Source organism: Burkholderia sp. RF4-BP95 (assembly GCF_001521985.1).
Lineage (GTDB): Bacteria > Pseudomonadota > Gammaproteobacteria > Burkholderiales > Burkholderiaceae > Burkholderia > Burkholderia diffusa.
The window spans coordinates 259,024-282,867 of the sequence record NZ_LOSX01000042.1 but is presented as its reverse complement, the minus strand read 5'-3'; the positions used below and the strand labels follow the sequence as shown (position 1 = coordinate 282,867).

The window sequence follows — 23,844 nt, the reverse complement described above, 5'->3', positions numbered from 1 at the left end:
TCATTGAATTTCCCCGGACCTCTTCAGATTAATGAGCTCCATTAATGCATAATCAATACACTCCCCCATTTCATCCCCATCCATTCTGACAATCCCTCTTTGCAAATCCGGAGCATTAAAAATTACAGTGAATCTCTTGGTCGCGCGCTCCCCATCAAATTTTATTATGAAAAACGCCCGATTTGCTGCCGCTGCCGCTTGCAATACTCGCATAGCGTCGTCGAGCGCACAAACCTCCGGCACACTTAAACCATAAAGCGAGCCAAGCTCATCAATCGCCATTTTGTTCATTTAAGACCTCTTAATGCATTTGAAATATCTTTTACCTCACGAAGCTGCCCAGTTGCAACTCTATCCACCACCGACCAAATCTGTTCAGGGGGAGGTCCGTCGACCGAATTTCTCTGAATCAAAGTTTCAACAACCTCAACAGCCGTTCGTTTATTTCCATTATCAAAGAGATGCCCTCCTGCAATATCACGAATTATAGACGCACTCTTGTCATAGAAGCCGTTATAGTTTGCAGCATTACTCAAAACATTATCAACATCCCGGAACGAAATGCTTCCGCCAAATTTTTGATTTATATCCGAAATCTCCCCCGCCGAAATACCTTTCGCAAATCCGCCGGAATCTCCACCTTTATTCGTCGCACCACCACTCCCGCTATCGGGGCCACTTGACAAAATAGGCCCACCGGGCGTCACGACAGGGGCAACGTTCACAGTCGGACACAAGACACCCGGTCCACACGGTACAGCACCTACTGTAACCGTAGCCCCTGCTGGCCCGCTCGGCGTCTTCGGCCCGCCACCATTCGGGTCGATTTGCGGGTTCGCATCGCCCTGCTGCACGTCGGTCGGCAACTTCACGTGTGAATTCGCCACGTCACGCGGCAAGTTCTTCGCGTCTTCTCCGAAACCCAGCACGCCGCGTTTGAACTGGTCGAACTGGCTCAGCCCCAAGTCCTTGCCCTGCTGAATCAGCGTGTAGTCGAACAGCCCCTTTTTCACCTTCTGGCTATCGATCCACTGCAACTCGGGCGCGAGGTCCTTCGCGTCCATCGGGTCCACGTAGTTCGCCAGCCACTGCGGGCTGTTCGGCGAGAACTCCGCCCAGCACTGAACACGATAGCAAGCGGCCTGCGTCAGGCGCTTTTCCTCGTCCGCGTTGCCGTTCGCCTTGTCATGAATGGCCTTCTTCTCGTCCTGATTCAACTGACGGTTGAAACGATCGACCGCTGCGCCTGTCAACGCACCCGTCCCGCCCCCCACGAGCGCACCCGCGCCGCCGGCCAACAGGTTCGACGCGACGTTGCCCAGCAGCTCGTCGACGTTCTTGTTGCCGGTCGGACCCGCGTCCTTGATCGATTGCGCGATTTCCGTCAGTTCCGGAGCGAGCTTCGCCGACAGCCCGGCACCAGCTGCACCGCCTGCCGCACCCAGCCCGCCCGCCGTCAATCCACCGGTGAGCGCACCGCCTGCGATGTGCAGAGCAACACGATTATCACCGCCTTCAGCCCAGTTCTTCGCGTCCTGCAAATATTGCGCCTTGAGCGCAGGATCGTCGGTCGCGGCAGCGGCATCGCGTGCGGCTTTCTCCTTCCTGTCCGCGTAGCTGCCAATCTGCTTTGCGATCGCCTCCGACGCCGCCTGCGCCGCGTTGATGAGATCCGACTGATTGCTCAGGACCTGCTGCAGATCCGGCGTCTTGTTGACCGTGCCATTCAGGCCCGACGCATCACGATTCAGCGTCGCCACATCCTGCTTCTGGTTCGCTTTGTCCGTGATCGTGATGTTGCCAGCACTGATTGCGCTCTTGGTGGTTGCGTTACTGCTGTCGCTCTCGCTCACGTAGAGCGGCAATGCACCGCCTGTATTCTTACCGCTCGCCTGGCCGTGCGTGGCGTAGTTGTTCCCACCATCGCCAACGCCGCCACCCGCACTAATCCCAAAGCTGCTCGCGTTGTAGCTCGAGCTGTTCTGAATATCCGAGAAGGACAGCGTCCCGGTCGTCAGCTGATTCTTGTCCGGCGTCGCCGTGCTCGCAATATACGCCCCCTTCAGGTCCGTATTGCCCTTCACGCTGATGTCGAATCCGCCGTCGCCAGCCTGAATACCCGACTGCTCGTTCACGCCCGCGTAATTGCCGCTCGCATGGCCGCTCTGCATGCTGACACTTGCGCTGGCTCCGCCCTGGCTGACGCTGAACCCACCGCCCGAACTGCTCTGGTGGGCCTCGCTATGGCTCGTATCCTGCACCGACGCGAGATTCAGGTTGCCGCCAACATCCGCAATCACCTTGTTCGCGTTGACGTTCGCGCCGACGATATTGGTGTCGCCGCCGCTGATGATCGTTGCCGTGTTACTCGCGTTGATGTGCGTATTGTTCTGCGTCGCCGCATCCGAGTTCGCATCGCCGTGCGCGCGCGACATCGACGCCGACACGCCGAACCCGCCCGTGCCATACGAAACGCCCACGCTCGCGCTCTTCGACTCGTTCGTGCTGCGCGTGCTGTCGGTATCCGTGCTGTTGACCAGATTGACCTTGTTCGTTGCCTGCAACAGCACATCCTTCGCGGTCAGGTCCGATCCCTGGATCGTCACGTTCCCCTGCCCGGCGTTCTTGTCACCCGTCGCCACGAACGCGGCCGTACCGCCGGCCGTCACATTGCTGCCGTTGTTCTGCGTACTGTTCTCGGTGAACGTCGACTTGCTGTGAGACGAGCCAAAACTCAGTTCAACCTTCGCCTCGACCTTGCCCTTCGGATCGTTCAGCGCGTTGGTCATGTTGCCGGTCGCACCGACCAGATCGGCCATGCCGCCCGCTGCCGCAATTGCGTGCAGCGCTGCCGCCCGGCCGTCCTGGCTGCCGCCCGCGCCCTGCGCCTGCTGATTCACGTTCTGGATCGCATCGATCACCGGCGACTTCACCGCGAGCGTGAAACCCGAACTTTTCATCTCGTGAGTTTCTTCGTGATGACGATCCGTTTGCGACGCATCGATCGTCACTTCCTTCGCGACGCCGGTCACGTCCTGGCCTGCAACGATGTCGGAACCTGTCACATGGAGCTTGTTGCCCGCCACCATCGACACGCTACCGTCCGTGCTGCCGATCAAGCTGCCCTGCGAACCCTTCACCGTATCGCGGCTGGTATCGATCGTCTGGTTCGTGCCATACGAGATCCCGGCGCCCGCACTGCCGAGGCCGGACTTCTTCACGTCCTTGTAGTGATACTCGCTCGAAGCCGTATCCGCTGTCGTGACCGTCAGGTCGTGGCCGGCAGAAAGGCTCACGTCGTTGGTCGCCGCGATCGTTGCGGCCTTCGCCGTCAGGTCGTTGCCGGCCTGCACCGCAACCGTGCTGCCCGACAACGTCGTGCCGACCGCATTCGTGTAGCTGCTCGAATCGATCGTGTGCGTCGACTTCGACGACAGGAAGCCGTTCTCCTTGCGATAGTGCTCGTCGTTCGCGCTCGCGCTCTGCTCGCCGGCGTTCAGGTTGACATCGTGCCCGGCGCTCACGCCAATTGCGCCCTGCGCGTTGGCGTACACAGCCGTCGCATTCACGTCATGGCCGGCGACTATCGCCAGGTTGCCGCCCGTCGCGATCTGCGTGCCCGTATCGCTCGACGCCGAGTGTTCGGCGTGATTGTGTGCGTCCCACTTCACCGCGTCCTGACTGCTCTGGCGAACCGCATTCAGATTGACGTCGTTGTTCGCTGCCAGCACCGCGTCGCCGGTCGTCGCGACAACAGCCGCATTGGCGTTCAAGTCCCGACCGGCAACAGCCTGCAGCGTGCCGGCATTGACCGTCGATACGCGATCGATACCGGTCGCGCTGCCATTTGCCGCTTTCGCCGAACTGGTCGTGCTCGTCAGGTTGAGGTCACGGCCGGCCGACAGCGCTACGGTATCGCCTTGAATCAACCCGCCAAGATTATTGAGATCCTGGTTCGCGCTCGCGAGCACGGTTCCGCCCGACACCGTACCGCTGTTGTCGATCGAATCCGCATGGATGATCGTGACGTTGCGGCTCGCGATCGTGCCCGAGTTCTTGTACGCGCCGCTGGCGTCGACCGTGACGTTCTTGCCGGAGATGATCGTGCCTTCTCCCGTCACGTCCGCCGCGTTCGCGTGCAGATAGACCTGCGGCACAAGCACGGTTTGCCGGCTACCATCCGGCAACGTCACCGTCTGATTCACGAGCCAGACGATGTCGCTCGTCAGCGCGGCCATTTGCGCGTCGGTCAGTGCCGTACCGACGTTCAGCCCGAACTGCTGCGACGCCTTCACGCCACTCGCCATCAGCGCTTCGTATTCGCTCTGGTTGTCCGTGTAGTCGCCAATGAAACGCTGGCCGGTCGTCTGGATGATCTGTTGCTGAATCAGTTGCTGCTCGTAGAAACCGTCGCCGATACGCTTGAGGACGGTATTCGGGTCCACCTTGAGCGCATCCAGCATCGTGTCGCTCGACAGCCACTTCCGGTAATCGGTAAAGCGCGGGTCCGTCTCGATCAGGAAGTGGCTACCTGGATCGTTCGTGACCTGATACAGCGCATTGTTGGGCAAACGCGTGTTCGGCGTCACCGTTCGCACGACGACGTCGCCCACGTTCGCCTTCACGGCCGATACCTCCCCCACACCGACACCCGACACACCCGAGCCAATCGACACTTGGCCGCCGACATCCTTGCCCGCCACCGGCGTCACGCCGGTACCGCTTGCGCCCTGCGCAACGGACGTCGCCGCGGCCACACTCTTGATTGGATTGGACGGTTTGCTCGGATCGGTCAGCACCACCGGCAGATCGATCGTTTGTGACGGAATGGCCGGCGAGTAGTTGGTCGTGGAGGTTGCACGCTCGTCACCACTGAAGGCACCGCCCGACTGGACCCAGGTATAGATTGCCTTGCCCGAGCCCGTGAAGGTCTCGGTGCCTGTCGCACCGATGTTCTGCACGTTCGCCGGATTGTTGCCGTCGCCGGCTACGATCTGGCTCTTGTCGTTGATGCCGGAGGGCGTGTTGATCGTGATATGTCGGCCAGACGTAATCGTGCCGGGTTGCGAAGCCGTTACCACGTCCTTGGTCGATTTCACGTCGACCGCGTAGACGGTATAGGTCTGGACGAGCCGGCTCGCAACGTCCCCGTTATACGCAACGAGCGCCTGGTTCAGGTTCTGGTAGGCGGTAACGGTCGCCTTGTACCACTGCTGGAAAGGCGCGCAAGCCGCATTGGTCGAAGTCAGGCACGACGGGCTCTGTGGATCGAAGGGATTCGGTTTTGCACCCGTTACGTCCGCTTCAGTGGGGGCCTTGATGGAAAACCAGTTGCTACCGACGTTGTTTCTACCGGTCAACAGCGCTACGCCCGATGACATCCAAAACGGTCCAGACTTGGTCCATGCCGGATTTGCGTCGGGAGGCGGCGTCACACCGAACGTCGTCCAGATGTCGGCCGGCACCGTTCGATACGCGCCGGTCTGAGACGCCACATCTCCTGTACCGAAATTGCTTGCGGGATACGCGGTATTGTCGATCTTGCCAGCCACACCGTTCATCGTGTACTTCGCATACTCGGCAAACGGATATTTGGTCGACGGCAACAGAATGAACTTCTGGTCGTCATCCAACGCCCACTGGTAGTCCGTGCCCGGATGAATTTCCTGACTGTTCTTCTGGTACAGGTAAACAGTGGAAGGATCGATCTTCTCGGTCGAGCCGGGGACCTGGTACCACAGCTGGTTACCGCTGTCGGTCGTGACCGTAGAAGTCTGGAAATTCGAATTCAGGTTTTCGAACCGGTTTGCGCTGATCGTGATGTCACGACCCGCGTCGATCTGCGCGCCGTTGTTCGTCACGAGTTGGGCGCTGCCGGTTGCCTGATGGTTCGCATCCAGCGCGCCGCCGACGCGAATGTCGTTGCTCGCGTAGATCAGTGCATTGTTCTGGTTTTTGAATGTCTGCGCGCCAATGTCGAGGTCGCCGCGCGACGCAATCACACCGCCCACGCCCTGGGCGTTCTGGTCGTTCACGACTGTGTTCGCGCCCACCGCGACCGTATCGCCATAGATCCGGCCACCCGCATTCGTGATGGTGTCCCCCGCCGTCACCGTCGTGATACCGCCGTCGATCAGACCTTCGTTCGTAATCGACTGGTTCGCGTGGACGTTCGTAGCGTTCCCACCGAAAATCTCGCCTGTTGCGCGGTTCTGAATGGAATTGGCGTTCACATTGGCGACATTGCCTGCCGACAGTGTGCCGCTGTTGTCGAGCGTACCGCCAGCCGTGGCCGTCAGATCATGGCCCGCCAGAATCTGGCCGGTGTTGGTCAGATCGCCTTGCGTCGTCACATTGACGTCGCCAGCCGATTGGAGCTTGCCGCCGTTGTTGAGCGTCCCGGTCGAGACCGTCAGTTGCTGGCCGCCGTTGATGTCGCCCTGGCTGTTGATCAGCGTATTCGACGCTGCCAATGTTGCGGTGCCTTTCGACTGAATGCTGCCCGACGTGTTGTCGATAGTCGGTGCAGTGAGCTTCGCCTCCTTGTCCGCGCGAATCGAGCCGGACGTATTGTCGATCGCCTGGTTGGCGTTCAGCGTAACGCTTGCGCCCTCCATCCCGGCCGTCAGCCCCGGCACGCCCGCCGTCGTCGGCAGCGTCGAATTGGCGGTCTGTGCATTGCGAATCGTATCGCCAGTCACCGACAGCGCACCGCTCGCGTGCATGGCCCCGCGCGTGTTGTCGACCGTCGTACCGGAGACCGTTACGTCCCGGTTGCCGCCGATCTGGCCGGCCACGTTCGACACCGTTCCGGTGCTTCTCACGGTCAATGCACCGTCCGCCACGAGCGACCCCGTATCGTTCGTCACGGATGAGGCGTTGACGGTCGCGGCACCGCTCGACGAGATGGCGCCACCTGCGTTGTTCAGCGCTCCGGTTGCCAACGTGACGCCATTGCCGAGCACCTGACCACCCGCGGACTGCCCCGCCATCACGCTGTTGTCGAAGGTCTGGCCGTGCGTATCGATGTCGACGGCGCCCGTTGCCTGCACCAAACCCGACCGGTTATCGAACGCCCCCGACCGGCTCGTCAGTGATTGGCTTGCCGCCACTTTACCGAGCGTGTTGTCAATCGTCCCCTGTCCGGACGCGAGCGTGACGTTCGCCCCCGTGACCGTGCCGCCCGAGTTCAGCAATCCCGCATTGGTCAGGGTCGTGTCGCCCGATGAGAGCAGCTTGCCGCCTGCGTTGTCCGTCGTGCCAGATGTCGCCACCGCCAACGCGCCGGAAACCGAACCGATGGTGCCGCCGTGGTTCGACACGGTCTGCGCCGCCACGGTGGTGTCGCGTGTCGCCGCGATCGTACCGCCCGCATTCGTCAACGCGCCTGCTACAGCGAGCTTGGTCGCATTCGCCGACACTGTGCCTTGCGAATTGTCGAACGTACCGGCCTGCGTGTTCAGCGCGCCAGCTGCGGTAATCTTGCCCTGCGTATTGTCGAGTGCCTGAGAGACGGTCAGCGCCATGTCGCCGGTGGACGTGCCGATCTGGCCTGCCCGGTTGTTCAGCGTGCCGGCGGTTGCGGACAACCCGGTCGCCCCCACCAGCTTGCCGCTATCGTTCGACAGCGTGCGCGTGGCCGTCAGCGACAATGCATCCGATGTTGATCCGATCTGACCGCCCGCGTTGACGAGATTCCCCGCCTGGATTTGCGCACCGTGCACGGCCGTCATACTGCCGTCCGTATTGTCGATCGTGTCGCTTGCGACGGTGAGCGCATTGGCCGAGCTCACCGTGCCGCCAGTATTCATCAGCGACTGCGTCGCACGCAGCGTCGTGTCGCCAGCGGCCGATCCGATCGTGCCCGACGCATTGCCAATGCTGTTTGCCGTCACCGACAAACCGTTGCCGCCGACCATGGAGCCCGACTGATTCGAGACGTCGCCCGTCACCGCCACGGCCAGTGCGTCAGTGGTGCCGATCTTGCCGCCCGTATTCACGACATCGGCCGCTGTGATCTGTGCGGCATGTGCGCTGATCGATCCGGCCGAGTTGTCGAGATGGGCCGTGTGAATCGACAGGTCGTTACCGGACGCAAGCTTGCCGTTTGCGTTGTTCAGCGATTGCGTGACATCGAGCGAGGTATTGCCCGCCACGGAGCCGATCTGGCCCTGTGCGTTGGAAACCGTATTCGCGGTCAGCGTGAGACCATTGCCGCCTGCAATCTTCCCGTTATCGTTCGCGACGCTCCCGGTCGCCGTCAGTGCCAACGCACCCGTCGACGTGCCGATCTCACCGGCCACGTTCGTCAGGTCGGTTGCAGCGATCTGCGCCGTGCGCGCCGTGATGTGCCCTTGGGTATTGTCGAGCGGACCGGACGAGTTCAGCGACAGCGCATCGGCCACCAACGTGCCGGACCGGTTCGATACCGATTGCGCGGTCACGTTCGCCAGGTTCTGCGAGCTGATGACGCCCGAGTCGTTGACCAGTTGCCCCGCATTCAGCGTCACGTTCTGACCGCTCATCGTGCCGGCGACGTTCGACAGCGTGCCGTTCGTCGCGACATTGATTGCGCTGGCCGCATTCACGGTCCCTTGGTCGAGCGTGACGTCGTTTGCGAACAGATTGACGTTATCGCCCGCTGCCAGCGTGCCGCCGCTCGTCAGATTCGCAGCGCGTGCCGTGACGGAGCCACCGCCGACGAGATTACCTGCGGAATCTGCCCCCGCGTATGCCTGCCCGCTGTTGTTGAGCGAGGCTGCCGCAGTGAGGTTCGTGTTGCCGCCCGACGAAATCGTTCCGGCGTTCGACAATGCCTGCGACGCGTTCAGATCGGTGGTCTGCGTACTGACAATCGTGCCTTGCTGGGCGACGTTGGCGCCATCGATCCGGGTGTTCGCGGCCGATTGCAAACGCGCGGTCGGCGCAATCGTCACATCGCCGTTGTTCGAAACTTGAATATCGCCGGTCAGCGACGTGACAGCACCCGCGTCTCGCACGCCGACGCCGGCCTCGGTCCCAATCATCCGGACGCTATTGGCGAACATGCTACCCAGTGCCTGCACGTCGATCGCGACGCCTGGCGCCGCGCCGGTGCCGGCCTGGGCCTGCGCGGCATTGCTCGCATAGTCGACACGGTTCGCACCGGCGACCGCATTGATCGAATCCGCCCACACCTGACCGTTGATCGTCATCGCACGCGAAATCAGGTCGATCGCACTGCCATGGGCATCGAGCCCCGCACCGGCAATGCCGATCTGCCCTTGCGTCACATTGAAACCCGCCAACGTGCCGTCCGGATTGAACGTCGGCACGCCGGTCGTCAGCGTGACACGCGGCACATTCAGAAAACCGCAACCCGAACAAGTGATGCCTGCCGGGTTCGCGATCACGAGGTTCGCACGATTGCCCGCGATCTCGGTCGGTCCGAGCAGCTGACTGGGGTTACCCGACGTGACCTGGTTGACGATCACGCGGGCCGAGCTGTTGCCGAGAAATGGATTGCCTTGGATCCAGCCGGCGAGCTGCGTTTGCGAATTCTGGCCGCTGTTGACCAGCACCGCGCCCTTCGTACCCACGTTGTACTGCGTGAAGTTGTTCAGCGAGACGCCGTTTTTCGGTGCGGTGATGTTGACGAGCGGCACGCCTGATGCCGACACGCCGACGACCGGATGGGTCGGACCGCTACGATCAGGCGTGATCGGCAACGTGGCCTGCGCTTCGGCGATGAGGGGCTGCATGCCGAACGTACAGAGTGCGGCAAACGCAGTTGCCCGGGCCGCGAACCAGATCGAGATTCCGGAATCCTCGGCCGCAGGACGAACTGCGCGCTGTACACGGGAGCGCTCGCCGCCCCCATGCGCCGACGCGTTCTCGTCAACTGCCACCAGCATGCCGCGCACGGCACTGAACACCAAGCGAAAGATTCCGGAATTCATGATCGTTTTATTCTTGAATGCATGTCAGGCCGGCATCGCGCACATCGCGCAAACGACCGGCCCCACTCACGTTACTTGCAGCTCAGTGCCACCAAGCCGTTGATGTTGCCCGTCGTCGTTGCCGGAATACCGTACGACACGATCAGGTACGGTTGCTTCGCATCCGAACCCATGACCGTGCTCATCAGCGTCGACTTCGTTTTGGCGCTGAGTTCGGTGAGGCCGACCGAGGACGTTCCTACGAACGACTGGTTCTGGTCATTGCCGATCGAGTACTGCAGATTCAGCGTGTAGTTGATGACCGTATTGCCGAACGTGTTCGTCCCGCTCGTCAGCGTCGCCGTGGCGCCAGTCAGCGAACCCGGCGCCGTATTGCCATCCGCCGACGTCGGACGTGTAGCAAAGGCGAGCGAACATTGCATCTGCACAGGCGAGGTCGCATCAATTGCAACCGGTACGCCGACTGCCCAGACCTGGCCTTGATTCGCGTTATACGTAACGCCCGACGAATCGGTGCCGTCCGCCCAGCGGCCGATCGCAATGTCGCCATTTCCAGCGAGGTCCGTCACGACGCCCTTCGTCAACGTCTTGATCGTGCCCGACGAACCATACGGAATCGCGATATACGCACCCGGCGCCTGCTCCTTGAGCGTCGATACAGGCTGAGAAAGGGCCGCCAGCGTGTAATTCCCGTTCGGCATCTGCCCGCCGTTCCACGACGCGGGCGGCATCAGAACACGAACCGTCGAAACCTGGCTCGAGATCGATTGCGATTGCCCTTCCACACGAATCCCCGACGAATTCGACGCGCTGCCCGACGGCGCTGCGTTCGACGACGCACCACTCGATGCGGCACTGCTACCGCTGCCGCCATCATCACCACCGCCACATGCGCTCAGGCCAAGTGCGGCCACCACCGCAAACGTTGTCGTTACGGCTTGAAAAACACGACGCTTCTCGTACACGTTCTGCATAGTCTTTCCTTCTGCTCTTACTCGATCGACAAAATCACCGAGTCGCAACATGTCGTTGCGCTCGGTTCACCCCTACTGCTTAGAACAACGTGCTGACCTGGAACAGCAGCGTCGGCGAACTCGTCTTGAAGCCCTGCGGCTTCGACAACGGGAAGCCAAGCGACACGTCGTAGTTCAGTGCGGCACCGAGCACGTTCTTCGGTGCGAGATTGCCGCGCACGCCAACTACGGCGCCGACCAATGTTTCGCCAAGCAGGTACTCCGCGGCCGGCCCGCGCACGCGTCCGGCATCGACGCCGGCATAAAGCGCCTGCGTGCCAAGCGGCGTCGGCACGTACCAATCGAGTTCGTTGGAAACGACCCAGCCGCTCTCTGCTGCCAGCGTCAGTTGCTGATCGAAGCCGCGAACGGCGTAACGCGTACCGATCGTGAAATAATCGGAAGGGGTCAGTGGCGTACGTGCGTTCTGCATGTTCCAGCTGAACTGGTACGAGAACGTCTGACTGCCGATCTTGAAAGGGACTTGGGCGCTGAGGCTCGCCAACTCCACCTGTGTCTTACCGTCGAAATCGGGTGTGCCAACCACCGTGCCTGAATTACTGGACAGGCCCGGAAGCGATGCGCGCCAGGCGAACGAGCCGTCGAGGACAACGTTTCCGATGTATTGGCGATGCGCGATGCCGAGCTCGTAGCCGATGATGTCGCGATGCTGCACGGGAAGATCGACACCATCCAGCGAGTTGCGGCTGATTTTGTGGAACAGGTTGCCGTGAAGCTCCGTACGCGCGTGCGCGTTCCGATAGATCACGCCCGACAGGCCGGCCTGAAGCTGCGACTGCACGCCGCTGTATTCGATCGGCGCATCGAAGCCGGCCACCGTCTGCTTATAGCGGGAGCGGCTCGCGTTCAACGTCAGCATCGCATAGCCAACCGGCACGCTGTAGTTGGCAGACACCGACTGATTGCCCTTGTCGGATGCGCCAAAGTTGGCATTCGTCGTGCCGGCAACTTGCAGTTGGTCGTAGAGGTGAAACGGCGAGTCGAACGTGAACGAGCCGGACAGTTCGTACTTGCCCGTGGAATCGAGGCCCGCGTTGTCCGTGCCGATAACGGCATGCCAGCGCTTGCCGGTTCCAGGGTGAAAAACGAGTTCGGAGTCCCCAGGATTCAGACCCGGCACGATGTCGAACGTGGCATCGGACTGGGATTGAAGACGACGCAGGTTCTCGAGCCCTTGATCGATGTCGCGCTGGTTCAGCAGCGCCCCGGCCGAAACGGGTAGCGCCGCGCGCAACCAGCCAATCGTGGGCCTGTCGGCTCGGACATCGCTGATGCGCCCCGGCACAACGCGCAGCGTCAGCGTGCCCGATTGCAACGATTGCGTCGGCACGAGAACACGAGACGTCACGTAACCGCGCTCGATCAGCGCATTGTTGGCTGCATCCTGGATCTGCTTGAGTGCGGTCTTGCCGACGCACTGGCCCACGACCGGTTGAAGGAAACGCGCGAGCCAGCCGAACGCATTGTCTTCCAGCGCGATTTCCTTGATCGGAAAGCACGGGTTATCGAGGGGCAGGCTCGTGACGCTGGGCACCGAAGTCTTTTCTCCGGTGGGTGTCAGCACATTGGGACGCGGATTCAGCTCCTTGGTGGCCTCGAGTTGCTGCTGCTGCAAACGCTGAATTTGTGGGCCGGACGTAGTTTCGGATGGCGGAACGCCTTGGGCTAGCGCAGAAACGCTCGCCAACGCCGAAATCAACGCTGCCGAAGTTTCTCGTTTCTTCACTTGTTAGCGGCGTAATGATTGGTCTCTCACGCCGAAATTTATCGAAATAATCGCCCGTGCATTGTCAGGGATTGCAAAGGCGTCTGATCGCTTGACCGTTCAACTCCGATGATGTATCAGCCTCTCTCTTGGGCCGAGATCGTTCGTTTCAGCACCAGAATCAACCAATCAAACTTGACAATTAGAAACACTTATATAGGTTAATCACCCGAACACTCAAAGGCACTAAAAATGCGATTCCTCACTGCCGATTTCGGTGACTCAGAGCACCGAAACATGCACCCCTTCTCTTCATTTTTCTGCAAAATCAAGACTCGCCGTTACCGAGCGCCAATTCCCCGAACAAATTTCCGGGTAGTCACCGACTGGTCCTTCCCAGCCAATTCGATCGCTTAGACGACGATTTCGCTCAAAAAATAATCTTGACTAAATTAAAAATTTTCAGCCGTTTTGTTATGCATTGAAATGCAGTTTCATTCACGATAAACGCACGCGTCAGCGTGTCGCGTATCTACAACGGATTCTGCAAGGAAACCCGCGCACGGGGCTTATGCGTACGAGCGAGCGACGTAACTACCCGCAAATAGGCGTATCAAATTTGCTTCCGGTTATTTCCGTCGTGCAGACCCCAGCGAGCTTCGGGCAGTAACTTCTCACGGAAACCTCGTCAATCTTGATTCGCTCGGTCCGACAGCGTCTCATAGCAGGCCTCGCCAGCATTCGCCAGCTCGGTCGCCCGGTCCTCATATCCGACGAACCGAGCATTACTGAGGTACCTGCGGTGCCAGCGCCTTACTCGGCTGCATTTCCATTGGCCTCGGCGAGCGCTCGGTTGACTGCGGCCGTCGAGATACCGAAGTGCGCGGCTGTCTCGGCGATACTCGCTCCGTGCGGCTCACGCCATGCACGCACCTTCGCGTAATCCGCCTTGCGCTTCCTGCCAACTTGCTCGTACTTGGCCGCCGCCTTCGCCACAGCAATTCCACGAGCCTGCATCTCGCGGCGGTTCAGATAGTCGGCCTCGCCTTGTGCCGCCAAGAATGCCAGCACGGCGTCCCGCGTAGCCTTGTTAATCGCGTCCGTAGCGCCCCCATCGAACACCATGCCGTTCAGCGTGCAGATAACCCGCACCTTGGCCTTCATGAGCCGCTGCATGGTCTCGTACAGCTCGTCGTAGCGGCGACTGATCCGATCCAGCCAAGGCACGTACAGCACACCGCCATTGTGTAAGGCCCGCTCGACAATCGCCCACTGCTCACAATCCAGAGGCGCAACGCGATACTCGCTCACACCTTCATCTATGAACACGTCATCCAGCTCGACGCCGTGCGCTGCTTGTGTCTGCGTGCTGGCTCGCGCTCACCTGCCCGTCCGTCGTGCTGATACGTCTGTAGTACAGGGTTCTCAAACGTAGCTCAATGGCTCGCAATTGTTCATGGCTCGAATCGTGACATGGATCGAATTTGCGATGTAAACCATTTCGACCCAAGCTAGCGCGGTCCCCTAGCTAGGTCGACGACGTACACCAATACGAACCAACAACAGCCCACACGCCAGCCGATCAAATAGTGGACAATGCTTGAACAATCCACATCTGATTCAAAGGTCAATGGCGACACTTAATGAAAATGGACAAGTCATTGCCCACTGCGGCGAATGCGACGGCGCACTCACGATATTCTCGGCATTTGATCCGCAGCGTGGACAAGTGTATGGGCAGATAACTCGCTCGATCTCTCAGGTCGAATCGGAGGTCTACCGGCTCGTCTGCTGTACAGGATGCGGGTCCGGTGCGTTATTGACACTGCGATCTATCAAGCGCCACAGCCATTTGGGGCTCGCTGATTTCTATCCGGAAGCCCAAGACAGACTCTCACTCCCTTCCGGCGTGCCGGACGGCATCGCGAAGGAGTTTCGGGAAGGCGAAAGATGCCGCGAAGCCGGTTGCTTCCGTGCGGCTGCGGCTATGTTCCGCTCCGCGCTTGACAAGACTCTGCGTGCGAACGGGTACAAGGAAAAGCGCGGCACAAATCTTGAGCAACAGATAGACGCAGCGGCTGCTGACGGCGTGATTACTGCCGCTCGCCAAAGGCGAGCACATGACGAAATTCGTGTGCTCGGCAATGACGTGCTACACGATGAGTGGGAACCCATTGGCGCGGACGACGTTGCCGCTGCTCGGCAGTACGCACAACGCATCCTCGAAGACTTCTACGATGATCGCGAATCCGTGTTGAAACTGCTACGGGCCAAGGGCAGAGTGGCGGACGAAGATCGACCACCGGCCACGGAATGAACTGCGCGCCATCCACCCGCGCCAGTGCCCACTAGATAAAACGCGCACACCCGCGCACGGGGGAGCACGCGTGCGAGCGAGCGGCGTAAGCGGCCGCAAATAGGTGCGGCAAAAAAGGGTTCGGGTCTGCTACGATGTCAGCACATAACCCGGTCACTGCTCATACATGAACCTGCAAACCCACATTCCCGCGGCACTATGGGATGCGATCCGCGTGGCTTACGAAGCAGAGAATTATTCACACGCAGTACTTGACGCAACACACTTCATTAGCAATTTGCTGCGGGAACGTGCTGGCGTAGACGGCGACGGGTCGGCGTTGATTGGACAGGCGCTCGGAGGTGAAAACCCGAAGCTCCGCCTGAATGCGCTGCAAACGGAATCGGATCGGAATGTTCAAAAGGGCTACGAGCAGATTCTGAGAGGGATTTACATCGGCATCCGAAATCCTCGCAGCCACGAGCCAACGCAAGACACGCAGGAAACAGCCGACTCAATTATCTGTTTCCTTGGACATATCGTTGATGTACTAAGCGCGTCGAAGGATGTTTTCACGATTGCATCCTTCATGGATAAGGTTCAAGACCCTGAGTTCGTTGAGTCGCAGCGTTACGCTGAGCTTCTAGTCGCGGAAATCCCCGCGCTGCGCCTCACTGAAGCCATCACTGCATTGTTTAAGGAGCGGCGGGCACTCGATCTCGGAAAATTGCGATTTTTAACACGGACGTTGCTTGACGCTCTTTCGCCTACACAGACAAACAATTATCTGGCCATTGTCTCTGACGAATTGCGCATTGCCACTGAGGATGCGGCAATTCGAACGGCACTGCGATTGCTAAAACCTGAACTCTGGCAGAATTTGCAGGAACTCCCCCGGCTGCGGATCGAGAACAAGCTGATTGCTGGCATCAAGTCCGGCGAAGTGCTGCAGTCGGGCAAAACTAGCGCTCCACTGGCTACGTGGTCGAACACTTTCCTGTGCCACTTCTCTTTGCGCAAAGAAGCAGCGCGAGCGCTTGTTTCTCGCCTGGAGGACTCAAACCCGAATGCGAGGCTCTACGTAGTCAAGTTCTTCTTTTTGCAGCTTGATGAGGTGTTGCTCGAACCTGCGCTCATTTCTAGAGCGGTGCGCGCCGTCGCAAACGCGGTCAAGAACGGAGAAGAGCCGGTGCGTAGCAGGCTCATAAATTCCGTAACCGCACTAAACGCGGACTGGCAGAAGCGATTCGCCGAGGCGCTAGAGAGCGAGACGGACCCCGACAATCCGGGGGTTCTACTAGATGACGGTTCGCCCTTCTTATCGTCACCGGCGAATGAAGAAGATGACATCCCGTTCTAGCGGCAGCGGCGGTAAAATCCCGCCACACTCTCGCCACAGCAGGAGTGCATCAGACGTGCATCCAATCCTAACCAAGCGGTACACGCGGAATTGTAAGTGCTTGAATAAGCGAAGAATTCTGGCCCGCCCTACACGATTCGAACGTGTGACCTACGGCTTAGAAGGCCGTTGCTCTATCCAACTGAGCTAAGGGCGGTCGAGGGGAAAAGACACGGCCACACGACCCGGGCCGCATTTGACGCGAAAGGCTTCGAGCACAAACCACACAAACCGCACTCAACGCCCCGAAACGAAACGGGCCCGGCATGAAGCCGAGCCCGAAATTATACCCGATCATCGCGTCATATCATGCGCGACGCGCGACCGGCGCCGCAACCGTCAAACCGGCTGCGGATGCAGCATGAACCACCCAAGGCAAAACACCCCGGCAATCACGCAATACAAGCCGAACGAAGCCAGCCGCCCGCGCCCTTCGAAATAGCGCATCAAGAACCGCACACTCAGATAAGCGGCAATCGCCGTCAGCACGCCACCGAGCAGTGCGTCCGCGAGCTGGTCGCGCGCATGGAACAGCTTCGGCAGTTCGAGCACGCCCGCCGCAAAAATGATCGGCGTGCCGAGCAGGAACGAAAACTCCGCCGCCTTCTCCGCCGTCAGCCCGGCCGCGTTACCGGCGATCATCGTCAGCCCGCTGCGCGAGAAACCCGGAATCAGCGCGCCGATCTGCGCGAGGCCCACGAAGAACGCCTGCTTGAACGTCATCTTTTCAGGCGGCTGGTGTGCACGGCTGCGCTGGATCCGATCGCCGATCCACAGCAGCACGCCGTTGATGATCAGCGCGATCGCGACGATCCGCAGGTCGTGAAACACGCGTTCGATGCGCTTCTCGAGCAGCAGACCGACGATCCCGGTCGGGATCGTGCCGATGATCAGCGCCCACATCAGGTGCCCGTCGTCGTTCTTGCGGCCGCCGAGCTGCGCGAAGAAGCCGCTGATCAGCGCGATCCAGCGCGCGCGGAAATACCACAGCAGCGCGAGCGCGGTGCCGAGGTGCAGCGCGACGAGGAACGGCAGCAACTGCGGCGCGTGCTTGTCGATGTGCATGCCGAACAGCGCGGGCACGAGCAGCGTGTGGCCGAGGCTGCTGACGGGGAAGAGTTCGGTGACGCCCTGCAGGACGCTCAGGAATACCAGAAACCAGAGACTCACGCGTCGGTCCTTTTAGTGGTGATCAATCGAGTAGAAAAGCGGACGACGCATCGCGCGTCCGAAAAACGCGCCCCGATTATGCCCAGCCAGGATTACTGCGCCAAGGCATTTGGCTGGTTATTGCGGCAATGCACACAAACGCTTGCAACTTGTAAGCGCGCAGAAAGCAAAAAGCCCGCCATTTGCATGGCGGGCCTTTCGATTCCGGCAGAAATTGCCGTCAGCGGCCGAGCTGATAGAAAAACAATACCGTGCTGCCGGTGAACATGCCGAACAGTGCGATTCCCATTGCCATTGCCAGATCCATGGCCCCCTCCACGAAGTGTCATGACCCGGCAACATCACCGGTTTACAGGCATTATCCAGACCGTCGGCAGTCTGAAAAACTCGCGATTTCCCGAGAAGGGTTTTCCCCGACCGCGTCGCGGCCCGATAATGGAGCGCGCCATCGCGCACCCCGCCCACCCGTTCATACCGATTCGCCATGCCGATCTTCCAGCAGCACGACATTCATGAACTTCACGCCGGCTCGTCACTCGTCCGGGTCGCCCCGCAATTCGGCGGCCGCCTGCTGTCGTGGCACGTCGACGGCGAGCCGATCATTTTCTGGCCGGAAGCCGCCGACTGGAGCAACCTCGCACGCGTGCGCGGCGGCAACCCGCTGCTGTTCCCGTTCCTCGGCCGCCATCGCGTCGACGGCGAACTGGGCCGCTGGCGCGATGCCGCCGGCGTGGTTCGCGACCTGCCGATGCATGGTTTCGCGCGCGACCTGCCGTTCGCGGCACAACCGTCGGCCGACGGCGCCGCGCTGTCGATGACGCTCGATGCGAACGACGCGCTGCGCGACGGCTATCCGTTCGATTTCCGGTTCGAGACGACCTACCGGCTCGCCGACGCCCACACGCTCGACGTCGCGCTCACCACGACCAATCGCGGCGACACGCCGCTGCCCTACTACGCGGGCCACCATTTCTACTTCGCGCTGCCGCACGGCGAGCGCGCGCAAACCACGCTCGAACTGCCGCCGACGCGCCGCTGCATGCAGCGCGCCGATGGCTCGATCAGCCCGCTGCAGCCCGGCGAAGCATCGTACAGCCTCGGCGATCCGGACATTCTCGACCGCTTCCACTGCCTCGACGGCGCGCCCTCCGCGCCGGTGCGCATCGTGATGCCGGGCCGCCGCCGCACGATCGAGATCGCGCTCGACGTCCCGGGCTCGATCCCGTGGTACGCGGTCACGACCTGGACGGAAAAGCCGGAATCGGACTTCTACTGCGTCGAGCCGTGGCTCGGCCTGCCGGACGCGATCCACAACGGCCTCGGGCTTCGCATGCTTGCACCGGGCGCGACCGAAACGGCGACGCTGCGGATTCGCGTGCTGCCGCTCGCCGGCTGACGTCGGCCGCACCGGCGAACCGGGGCGCGCCGGCCACGCCCGCGGCACGAAACTGCGGTGCTCGGGTCGAACCCGTTAAAATCGGACGTTTTGTATCGCCTGCCGCGTCGCGCGCGGCGGGGTTTTGCGAGGTTCAATGTTCGGAACAACAACGAAGCGGCTCTTCGCGGCCGCCTGCGCCGCGCTGCTCGTCGCGTGCGGCTCCGCGCCCGTCGGCCCGGGTTACTACCGCGTCGAGCGCGGCGACACGCTCTACAAGATCGCGCGCGAGAATCGCACGTCGATGGCGAACATCGTGCGCTGGAACCAGATCGCGAATCCCGACGCGATCGAGGTCGGCCAGGTGCTGCGCATCGCGCCGCCGCCCGGCACGACGACCGCGTCGACCACCGGCACCGGCAGTGCGGGCCGCAGCCGCCCAGCGCCTTCCGCGCCGGTCGAATCGGCCGTCAAGCCGGCCACCAGCATCGCGCTGATCTGGCCGGCCGCCGGCAACGTGGTGCGCAGCTTCGACGGCTCGAAATCCAAGGGTATCGATATCGCGAACGCCACGGGCACGCCGGTGCTGGCCGCCGCGCCAGGCACCGTCGTCTATGCGGGCAACGGATTGCGCGGCTACGGCAACCTGATCATCCTCAAGCACAACGCCGATTACCTGACGGCCTACGCACACAACCGTGCGTTGCTCGTGAAGGAAGGCCAGTCGGTCACGCAGGGGCAGACGATCGCGGAGATGGGCAACAGCGACAGCGATCGCGTCGCGCTGCACTTCGAGCTGCGCTACGGCGGCCGCTCGATCGATCCGGCGCGCTACCTGCCGGCGCGCTGAGCGCGCCACCGCCGAAGGAGGACGACACGCGATGCCGGCATGCATCGCATGTCGTCGCGAGGGAGATCGGGAAGGTCGTGTCAGCGCTTGCGCAGACGGCCGGTGAACCGGCCGGACAACGGATCGACGCGGCTGGCAAACGCCACCAGCGCACCGATTCCGAACAGGCTGAACCCCGCAGCTATCAGAAGCAAATCCATGGTCATATCACTGTTTTGTCATGATCTTATGCGTCATAGCGGAATCGTGCACTGAGCCGCCCCCGTTGCACGAGTCCGCACATTCCCCTATCCATCAGGCGCCATTGTGGTTTCGGTCGCGTGAAATGCCGATGTAATCCAGCGACCGATGCCGACGATGGACGCCAAGGAGACTTGCGATGCTGCCCGCCGCCGACCGCTACGACAACCTCCTCTCCCGCTTCGCGTGGGACGTTCCGGCCCGCTACAACATCGGCGTGGATGTCTGCGACAAGTGGGCCGACGGCAGCGGACGGCTCGCGCTGATTCACGAGACGACGCAAGGCGACGTGTCCCGCCTCACGTTCGACGACCTGAGGAATGTTTCTAACCGTTTCGCGAACAGCCTCGCGCGGGCGGGTCTGCAACGTGGCGACCGCATCGCGATCTTCCTCGCGCAAGGTCCGGAAACGGCGATCGCCCATCTCGCCGCGTACAAGCTCGGCGCGATCGCGGTGCCGCTGTTCACGCTGTTCGGCGCCGACGCGCTCGAATACCGGCTCGCGAACAGCGAAGCCGCCGCGCTCGTCACCGACGCGGCCGGTTACGCGAAGATCGCGCCGCTGCGTGCACAACTGCCGGCGCTGCGCACGTGCTACTGCATCGGCGACGATGCGCCCGATGCGCCCGGCGTGCTGCGATTCGACGCCGCACTCGCCGCCGAATCGCCGGATTTCGTGCCGGCGGACACCGCCGCCGACGACCCGGCGGTCATCATCTACACGTCCGGGACGACCGGGAAGCCGAAAGGCGCGCTCCATGCGCATCGCGTGCTGCTGGGCCACCTGCCGGGCGTCGAGATGTCGCAGCAATGCTTCCCGCGCGACGCGCGCCTGTTCTGGACACCCGCCGACTGGGCATGGATCGGCGGCCTCCTCGATGTTCTGCTGCCGTCATGGCACCACGGCGTGCCGGTGCTCGCGCGCCGCTTCGAGAAGTTCGACGGCGAAGCCGCGTTCGCGCTGATGGCGCGGCATGGCGTGACCCACGCGTTCCTGCCGCCGACCGCGCTGAAGCTGATGCGCGCGGTGCCCGCGCCGCGCGAGCGCCACGCGCTGGCGCTGAAATCGGTCGCGAGCGGCGGAGAATCGCTCGGCACCGAGCTGACGGCGTGGGGACGCGACGCGCTCGGCGTGACGATCAACGAGTTCTACGGACAGACCGAATGCAACATGGTGCTGTCGTCATGCGCGGCGCTGTTCGATGCGCGGCCCGGTGCGATCGGCAAGGCCGTGCCCGGCCATGCGGTCGCGATCGTCGACGAGCACGGCACGCCGCTGCCGCCCGGCGTCGAGGGGCGCATCGCGGTGCGCCGCCCGGACCCGGTGATGTTCCTCGAATACTGGCGCAATCCCGCCGCGACGCGCGACAAGTTCGCGGGCGACTACCTCCTCACCGGCGACACCGGCACGATCGACGCCGACGGCTTCGTGCGCTTCGTCGGCCGCGACGACGACGTGATCACGAGCGCCGGCTACCGGATCGGCCCGGGGCCGATCGAGGACTGCCTGCTCACGCACCCGGCGGTGCGGATGGCGGCCGTCGTCGGCGTGCCCGACCCGACGCGCACCGAAATCGTCAAGGCGTTCGTCGTGCTGAACCCCGGCCATGTCGGCGACGACGCGCTCGTGCAGGCGCTGCAGGCCCACGTGCGGACGCGCCTGGCCGCGCACGAGTACCCGCGCGCGATCGCGTTCGTCGACGGCCTGCCGATGACGGCAACCGGCAAGATCGTGCGCCGCGCGCTGCGCGACGCGTGAACCGGGCGCGCGCCGCCGCGTCGGGCGGCCGGCCGCGCGCCCGGATGGTTTATAGTGGCGCCCACGCAGTCTTTTCAGCACACCACCGATGTCCTCCGACCAACACGAATCCGCCGCGGGCGCGTCGCACAGCCCGCTCTACGCCAAACTCCTCGGCGAAACCGCCAAGATCGACTGGTGCGATCTCGAGCGCTTCTTCGCGCAGGGCAAGCTGCTGTCGGTCGCACGCGATCTCGATCTCGTCAGCGTCGCGGAAGCGATCGCCGGCGACGACGCCGACCAGGTCACGCGCTGGCTGTCGTCCGGTCTCGTCGCGCGCATGCCGGCGGAAACCGCCGCCGATTTCGCGGCGCGCAATCCGGAGCTGTGGGCGGTCGTCGTGTCGCCGTGGGTCTGCGTGCAGGAACGCGCCTGACGCGTTCGCCATGTCCGAATCCGCATTACCGCAGGGGGCCGGCACCGGATCGGCCGCCGTCTCGCACCGGCGCGTCCTCGCGCTCGCCTTCCCGATCGTCCTTGCGAACCTGACCCAGCCGATCCTCGGCGCGGTCGACACGGCCGTCGCCGGCCACCTCGACGGCGCGCAGTACCTCGGCGGCGTCGCGCTCGGCGGACTGTTCTTCAACTTCGTGTTCTGGGGCTTCGGCTTCCTGCGCATGGGCACGACCGGCCTCGTCGCGCAGGCGCACGGCGCCGGCGACGCCGCCGGCATCCGGCTCAACGTGCTGCGCGCGCTGATCGTCGCGTTCGCGCTCGGCGCCGCCGTGCTCGCGCTGCAGGTGCCGCTGCTGTCGTTCGCGCTGACCGCGCTGGGCGGAAGCGACGCCGTCCGCGCGACGGCGCTGACCTATGGCCACGCACGCATCTGGAGCGCGCCGTTCGCGCTCGCGAACTACGTCGTGCTCGGCTACCTGCTCGGCGCGCAGCGCGTGCGGCTCGCGCTCGTCACGCAGGTCTTCATCAATGCTGTGAACATCGGTGCCGTGCTGTTGTACGTGTACGGCTTCGGCTGGGGCATCGCCGGGATCGGCGCGGCAACCGCGACCGCGGACGCGTGCGGCTTCGCGCTCGGCGCATGGATGCTGTGGCGGCTGCGCCCGCGCGGCCTCGCGCCGCTGGCCTCGGGTGCATTGGCGGATCGTGCGGCGCTCAAGCGGCTGATCGCGCTCAATCGCGACATCTTCCTGCGCACGCTGTGCCTGCTCGGCGCATTCGGCTGGTTCGCGCACCTGGGCGCCACGCAGGGTGACGCGACGCTCGCAGCCAACGCACTGCTGCTGAATTTCCAGACCTTCATGGCTTACGGGCTCGACGGCTTCGCGCATGCGGCCGAGGCGCTCGTCGGCGCCGCGGCCGGCGCGCGCGACCGCACCGCATTCCGGCAGGCTGTGCGGGTCACGCTGCTGTGGTCCGCGCTCGGCGCGCTGCTGTTCGCGCTCGTCTACTGGGCGGCCGGCGGCTGGATCGTCGCACTGCTGACCGACCAGGCGGGGATCCGCGCGGTCGCGCTGCAATACCTGCCGTGGGCGGCAATCTCGCCGATCGTGTCCGTGTGGGGGTTCCTGCTCGACGGCGTGTTCATCGGCGCGACGCAGACGCAGTCGCTGATGCGCGCGATGGTCGCGTCGTTCGCGATCTTCATTGCCGCGACGCTGGCGGCTGTCGGCCCGTTCGGCAACCACGGTCTGTGGTTCGCGCTGCTGCTGTTCATGGTCGCACGTGGCGCGACGCTCGCGCGCTACTTGCCGGCGCTGACGCGGCGGATCGGCGCCGACGCACCCGCGGCCGGCACCTGACGGCCGCGCACGCCGGCCGGTTTCGTTATTGCGCGGATGCGGGTGCCGACGGCGCCGGCTCACCGAGCATCGACGGCGGCGTCATGTCGGTCGGCACGCCGTGATAATCGGCCGGATCTTGCGGCGGGTGGCCGCGACGAGCCTGGCGGGGATCGCTGGAACAGCCGGCGAGAATGGACGCGGCCAGCACGGCCAGCATGAAACGGGTCATCGGTGAGGCTCCGGAAAACGGCGCGCCCATCGCGCGCCAGGACCGCGCCGAGTCTAGCCGAATTCCGGGTT

At 62.6% G+C, this 23,844-nt stretch carries 13 protein-coding genes, 1 tRNA gene and 1 pseudogene; 7 read left to right on the top strand and 8 right to left on the bottom strand.

What is annotated here, in order from left to right; translation table 11 throughout:
• The 5 genes and pseudogenes from WS46_RS16920 to WS46_RS16900 form a co-directional block, all read right to left on the bottom strand.
• A complete protein-coding gene (locus WS46_RS16920; protein ID WP_059523410.1) occupies positions 1-291 on the bottom strand; it encodes a hypothetical protein in 291 nt (96 codons plus the stop codon).
• Complete coding sequence (locus WS46_RS16915) at positions 288-9,938, bottom strand: hemagglutinin repeat-containing protein (protein WP_082725342.1); 9,651 nt, start codon at positions 9,936-9,938, stop codon at positions 288-290. Before WS46_RS16915 ends, WS46_RS16920 begins: the two co-directional genes overlap by 4 nt.
• A 71-nt stretch (positions 9,939-10,009) precedes the next feature.
• Positions 10,010-10,912: a hypothetical protein gene (locus WS46_RS16910; RefSeq protein ID WP_059691179.1), complete on the bottom strand. Its 903-nt coding sequence runs from the start codon at positions 10,910-10,912 to the stop codon at positions 10,010-10,012.
• Positions 10,913-10,991: 79 nt separating this feature from the next.
• Positions 10,992-12,698, bottom strand: a complete 1,707-nt coding sequence (locus tag WS46_RS16905; RefSeq protein WP_059691178.1) for a ShlB/FhaC/HecB family hemolysin secretion/activation protein — start codon at positions 12,696-12,698, stop codon at positions 10,992-10,994.
• A gap of 792 nt (positions 12,699-13,490) precedes the next feature.
• A pseudogene (locus WS46_RS16900) lies at positions 13,491-14,106 on the bottom strand (recombinase family protein).
• 171 nt (positions 14,107-14,277) lie between these two features.
• Between WS46_RS16900 and WS46_RS36065 the strand changes: the two are divergent.
• Positions 14,278-14,994 (top strand): DUF4145 domain-containing protein, encoded by a 717-nt coding sequence (locus WS46_RS36065; RefSeq protein ID WP_257130003.1) that lies wholly within the window; start codon positions 14,278-14,280, stop codon positions 14,992-14,994.
• Between the two features lie 166 nt (positions 14,995-15,160).
• Positions 15,161-16,333 (top strand): TIGR02391 family protein, encoded by a 1,173-nt coding sequence (locus tag WS46_RS16890; protein ID WP_082725341.1) that lies wholly within the window; start codon positions 15,161-15,163, stop codon positions 16,331-16,333.
• 119 nt (positions 16,334-16,452) lie between these two features.
• Here the strand turns inward: WS46_RS16890 and WS46_RS16885 are convergent.
• Positions 16,453-16,529, bottom strand: a tRNA-Arg gene (locus WS46_RS16885).
• Positions 16,530-16,711: 182 nt separating this feature from the next.
• Positions 16,712-17,542, bottom strand: a complete 831-nt coding sequence (locus WS46_RS16880; protein ID WP_059506104.1) for an undecaprenyl-diphosphate phosphatase — start codon at positions 17,540-17,542, stop codon at positions 16,712-16,714.
• Between the two features lie 484 nt (positions 17,543-18,026).
• Between WS46_RS16880 and WS46_RS16875 the strand changes: the two genes are divergently transcribed.
• The 5 genes from WS46_RS16875 (at position 18,027) to WS46_RS16855 (ending at position 23,562) form a co-directional block, all read left to right on the top strand.
• Complete coding sequence (locus WS46_RS16875; RefSeq protein WP_059691176.1) at positions 18,027-18,938, top strand: aldose epimerase; 912 nt, start codon at positions 18,027-18,029, stop codon at positions 18,936-18,938.
• Between the two features lie 136 nt (positions 18,939-19,074).
• Positions 19,075-19,767 carry a peptidoglycan DD-metalloendopeptidase family protein gene (locus tag WS46_RS16870; RefSeq protein ID WP_059691175.1) on the top strand — a complete coding sequence of 231 codons (693 nt, stop codon included), beginning with the start codon at positions 19,075-19,077 and terminating at the stop codon, positions 19,765-19,767.
• Positions 19,768-20,146: 379 nt separating this feature from the next.
• On the top strand, positions 20,147-21,766 hold the full coding sequence (locus WS46_RS16865; protein ID WP_059691174.1) for an acyl-CoA synthetase: 1,620 nt from the start codon (positions 20,147-20,149) through the stop codon (positions 21,764-21,766).
• A gap of 88 nt (positions 21,767-21,854) precedes the next feature.
• Positions 21,855-22,181 carry a DUF2288 domain-containing protein gene (locus WS46_RS16860; RefSeq protein ID WP_059523428.1) on the top strand — a complete coding sequence of 109 codons (327 nt, stop codon included), beginning with the start codon at positions 21,855-21,857 and terminating at the stop codon, positions 22,179-22,181.
• Positions 22,182-22,191: 10 nt separating this feature from the next.
• Positions 22,192-23,562 carry an MATE family efflux transporter gene (locus tag WS46_RS16855; RefSeq protein WP_059691173.1) on the top strand — a complete coding sequence of 457 codons (1,371 nt, stop codon included), beginning with the start codon at positions 22,192-22,194 and terminating at the stop codon, positions 23,560-23,562.
• A 25-nt stretch (positions 23,563-23,587) separates the two neighbouring features.
• On the opposite strand, the gene WS46_RS16850 is transcribed toward WS46_RS16855, so the two are convergent.
• On the bottom strand, positions 23,588-23,773 hold the full coding sequence (locus WS46_RS16850; RefSeq protein ID WP_059523432.1) for a hypothetical protein: 186 nt from the start codon (positions 23,771-23,773) through the stop codon (positions 23,588-23,590).
• Positions 23,774-23,844 lie beyond the last annotated feature (71 nt).

Coding starts and splice junctions, on each gene's coding strand:
- WS46_RS16920 (WP_059523410.1), bottom strand. CDS start 291: ATGAACAAAATGGCGATTGATGAGCTTGGCTCGCTTTATGGTTTAAGT.
- WS46_RS16910 (WP_059691179.1), bottom strand. CDS start 10,912: ATGCAGAACGTGTACGAGAAGCGTCGTGTTTTTCAAGCCGTAACGACA.
- WS46_RS16890 (WP_082725341.1), top strand. CDS start 15,161: ATGAACCTGCAAACCCACATTCCCGCGGCACTATGGGATGCGATCCGC.
- WS46_RS16850 (WP_059523432.1), bottom strand. CDS start 23,773: ATGACCCGTTTCATGCTGGCCGTGCTGGCCGCGTCCATTCTCGCCGGC.
- WS46_RS16915 (WP_082725342.1), bottom strand. CDS start 9,938: ATGAATTCCGGAATCTTTCGCTTGGTGTTCAGTGCCGTGCGCGGCATG.
- WS46_RS16870 (WP_059691175.1), top strand. CDS start 19,075: ATGTTCGGAACAACAACGAAGCGGCTCTTCGCGGCCGCCTGCGCCGCG.
- WS46_RS16855 (WP_059691173.1), top strand. CDS start 22,192: ATGTCCGAATCCGCATTACCGCAGGGGGCCGGCACCGGATCGGCCGCC.
- WS46_RS16865 (WP_059691174.1), top strand. CDS start 20,147: ATGCTGCCCGCCGCCGACCGCTACGACAACCTCCTCTCCCGCTTCGCG.
- WS46_RS16875 (WP_059691176.1), top strand. CDS start 18,027: ATGCCGATCTTCCAGCAGCACGACATTCATGAACTTCACGCCGGCTCG.
- WS46_RS16860 (WP_059523428.1), top strand. CDS start 21,855: ATGTCCTCCGACCAACACGAATCCGCCGCGGGCGCGTCGCACAGCCCG.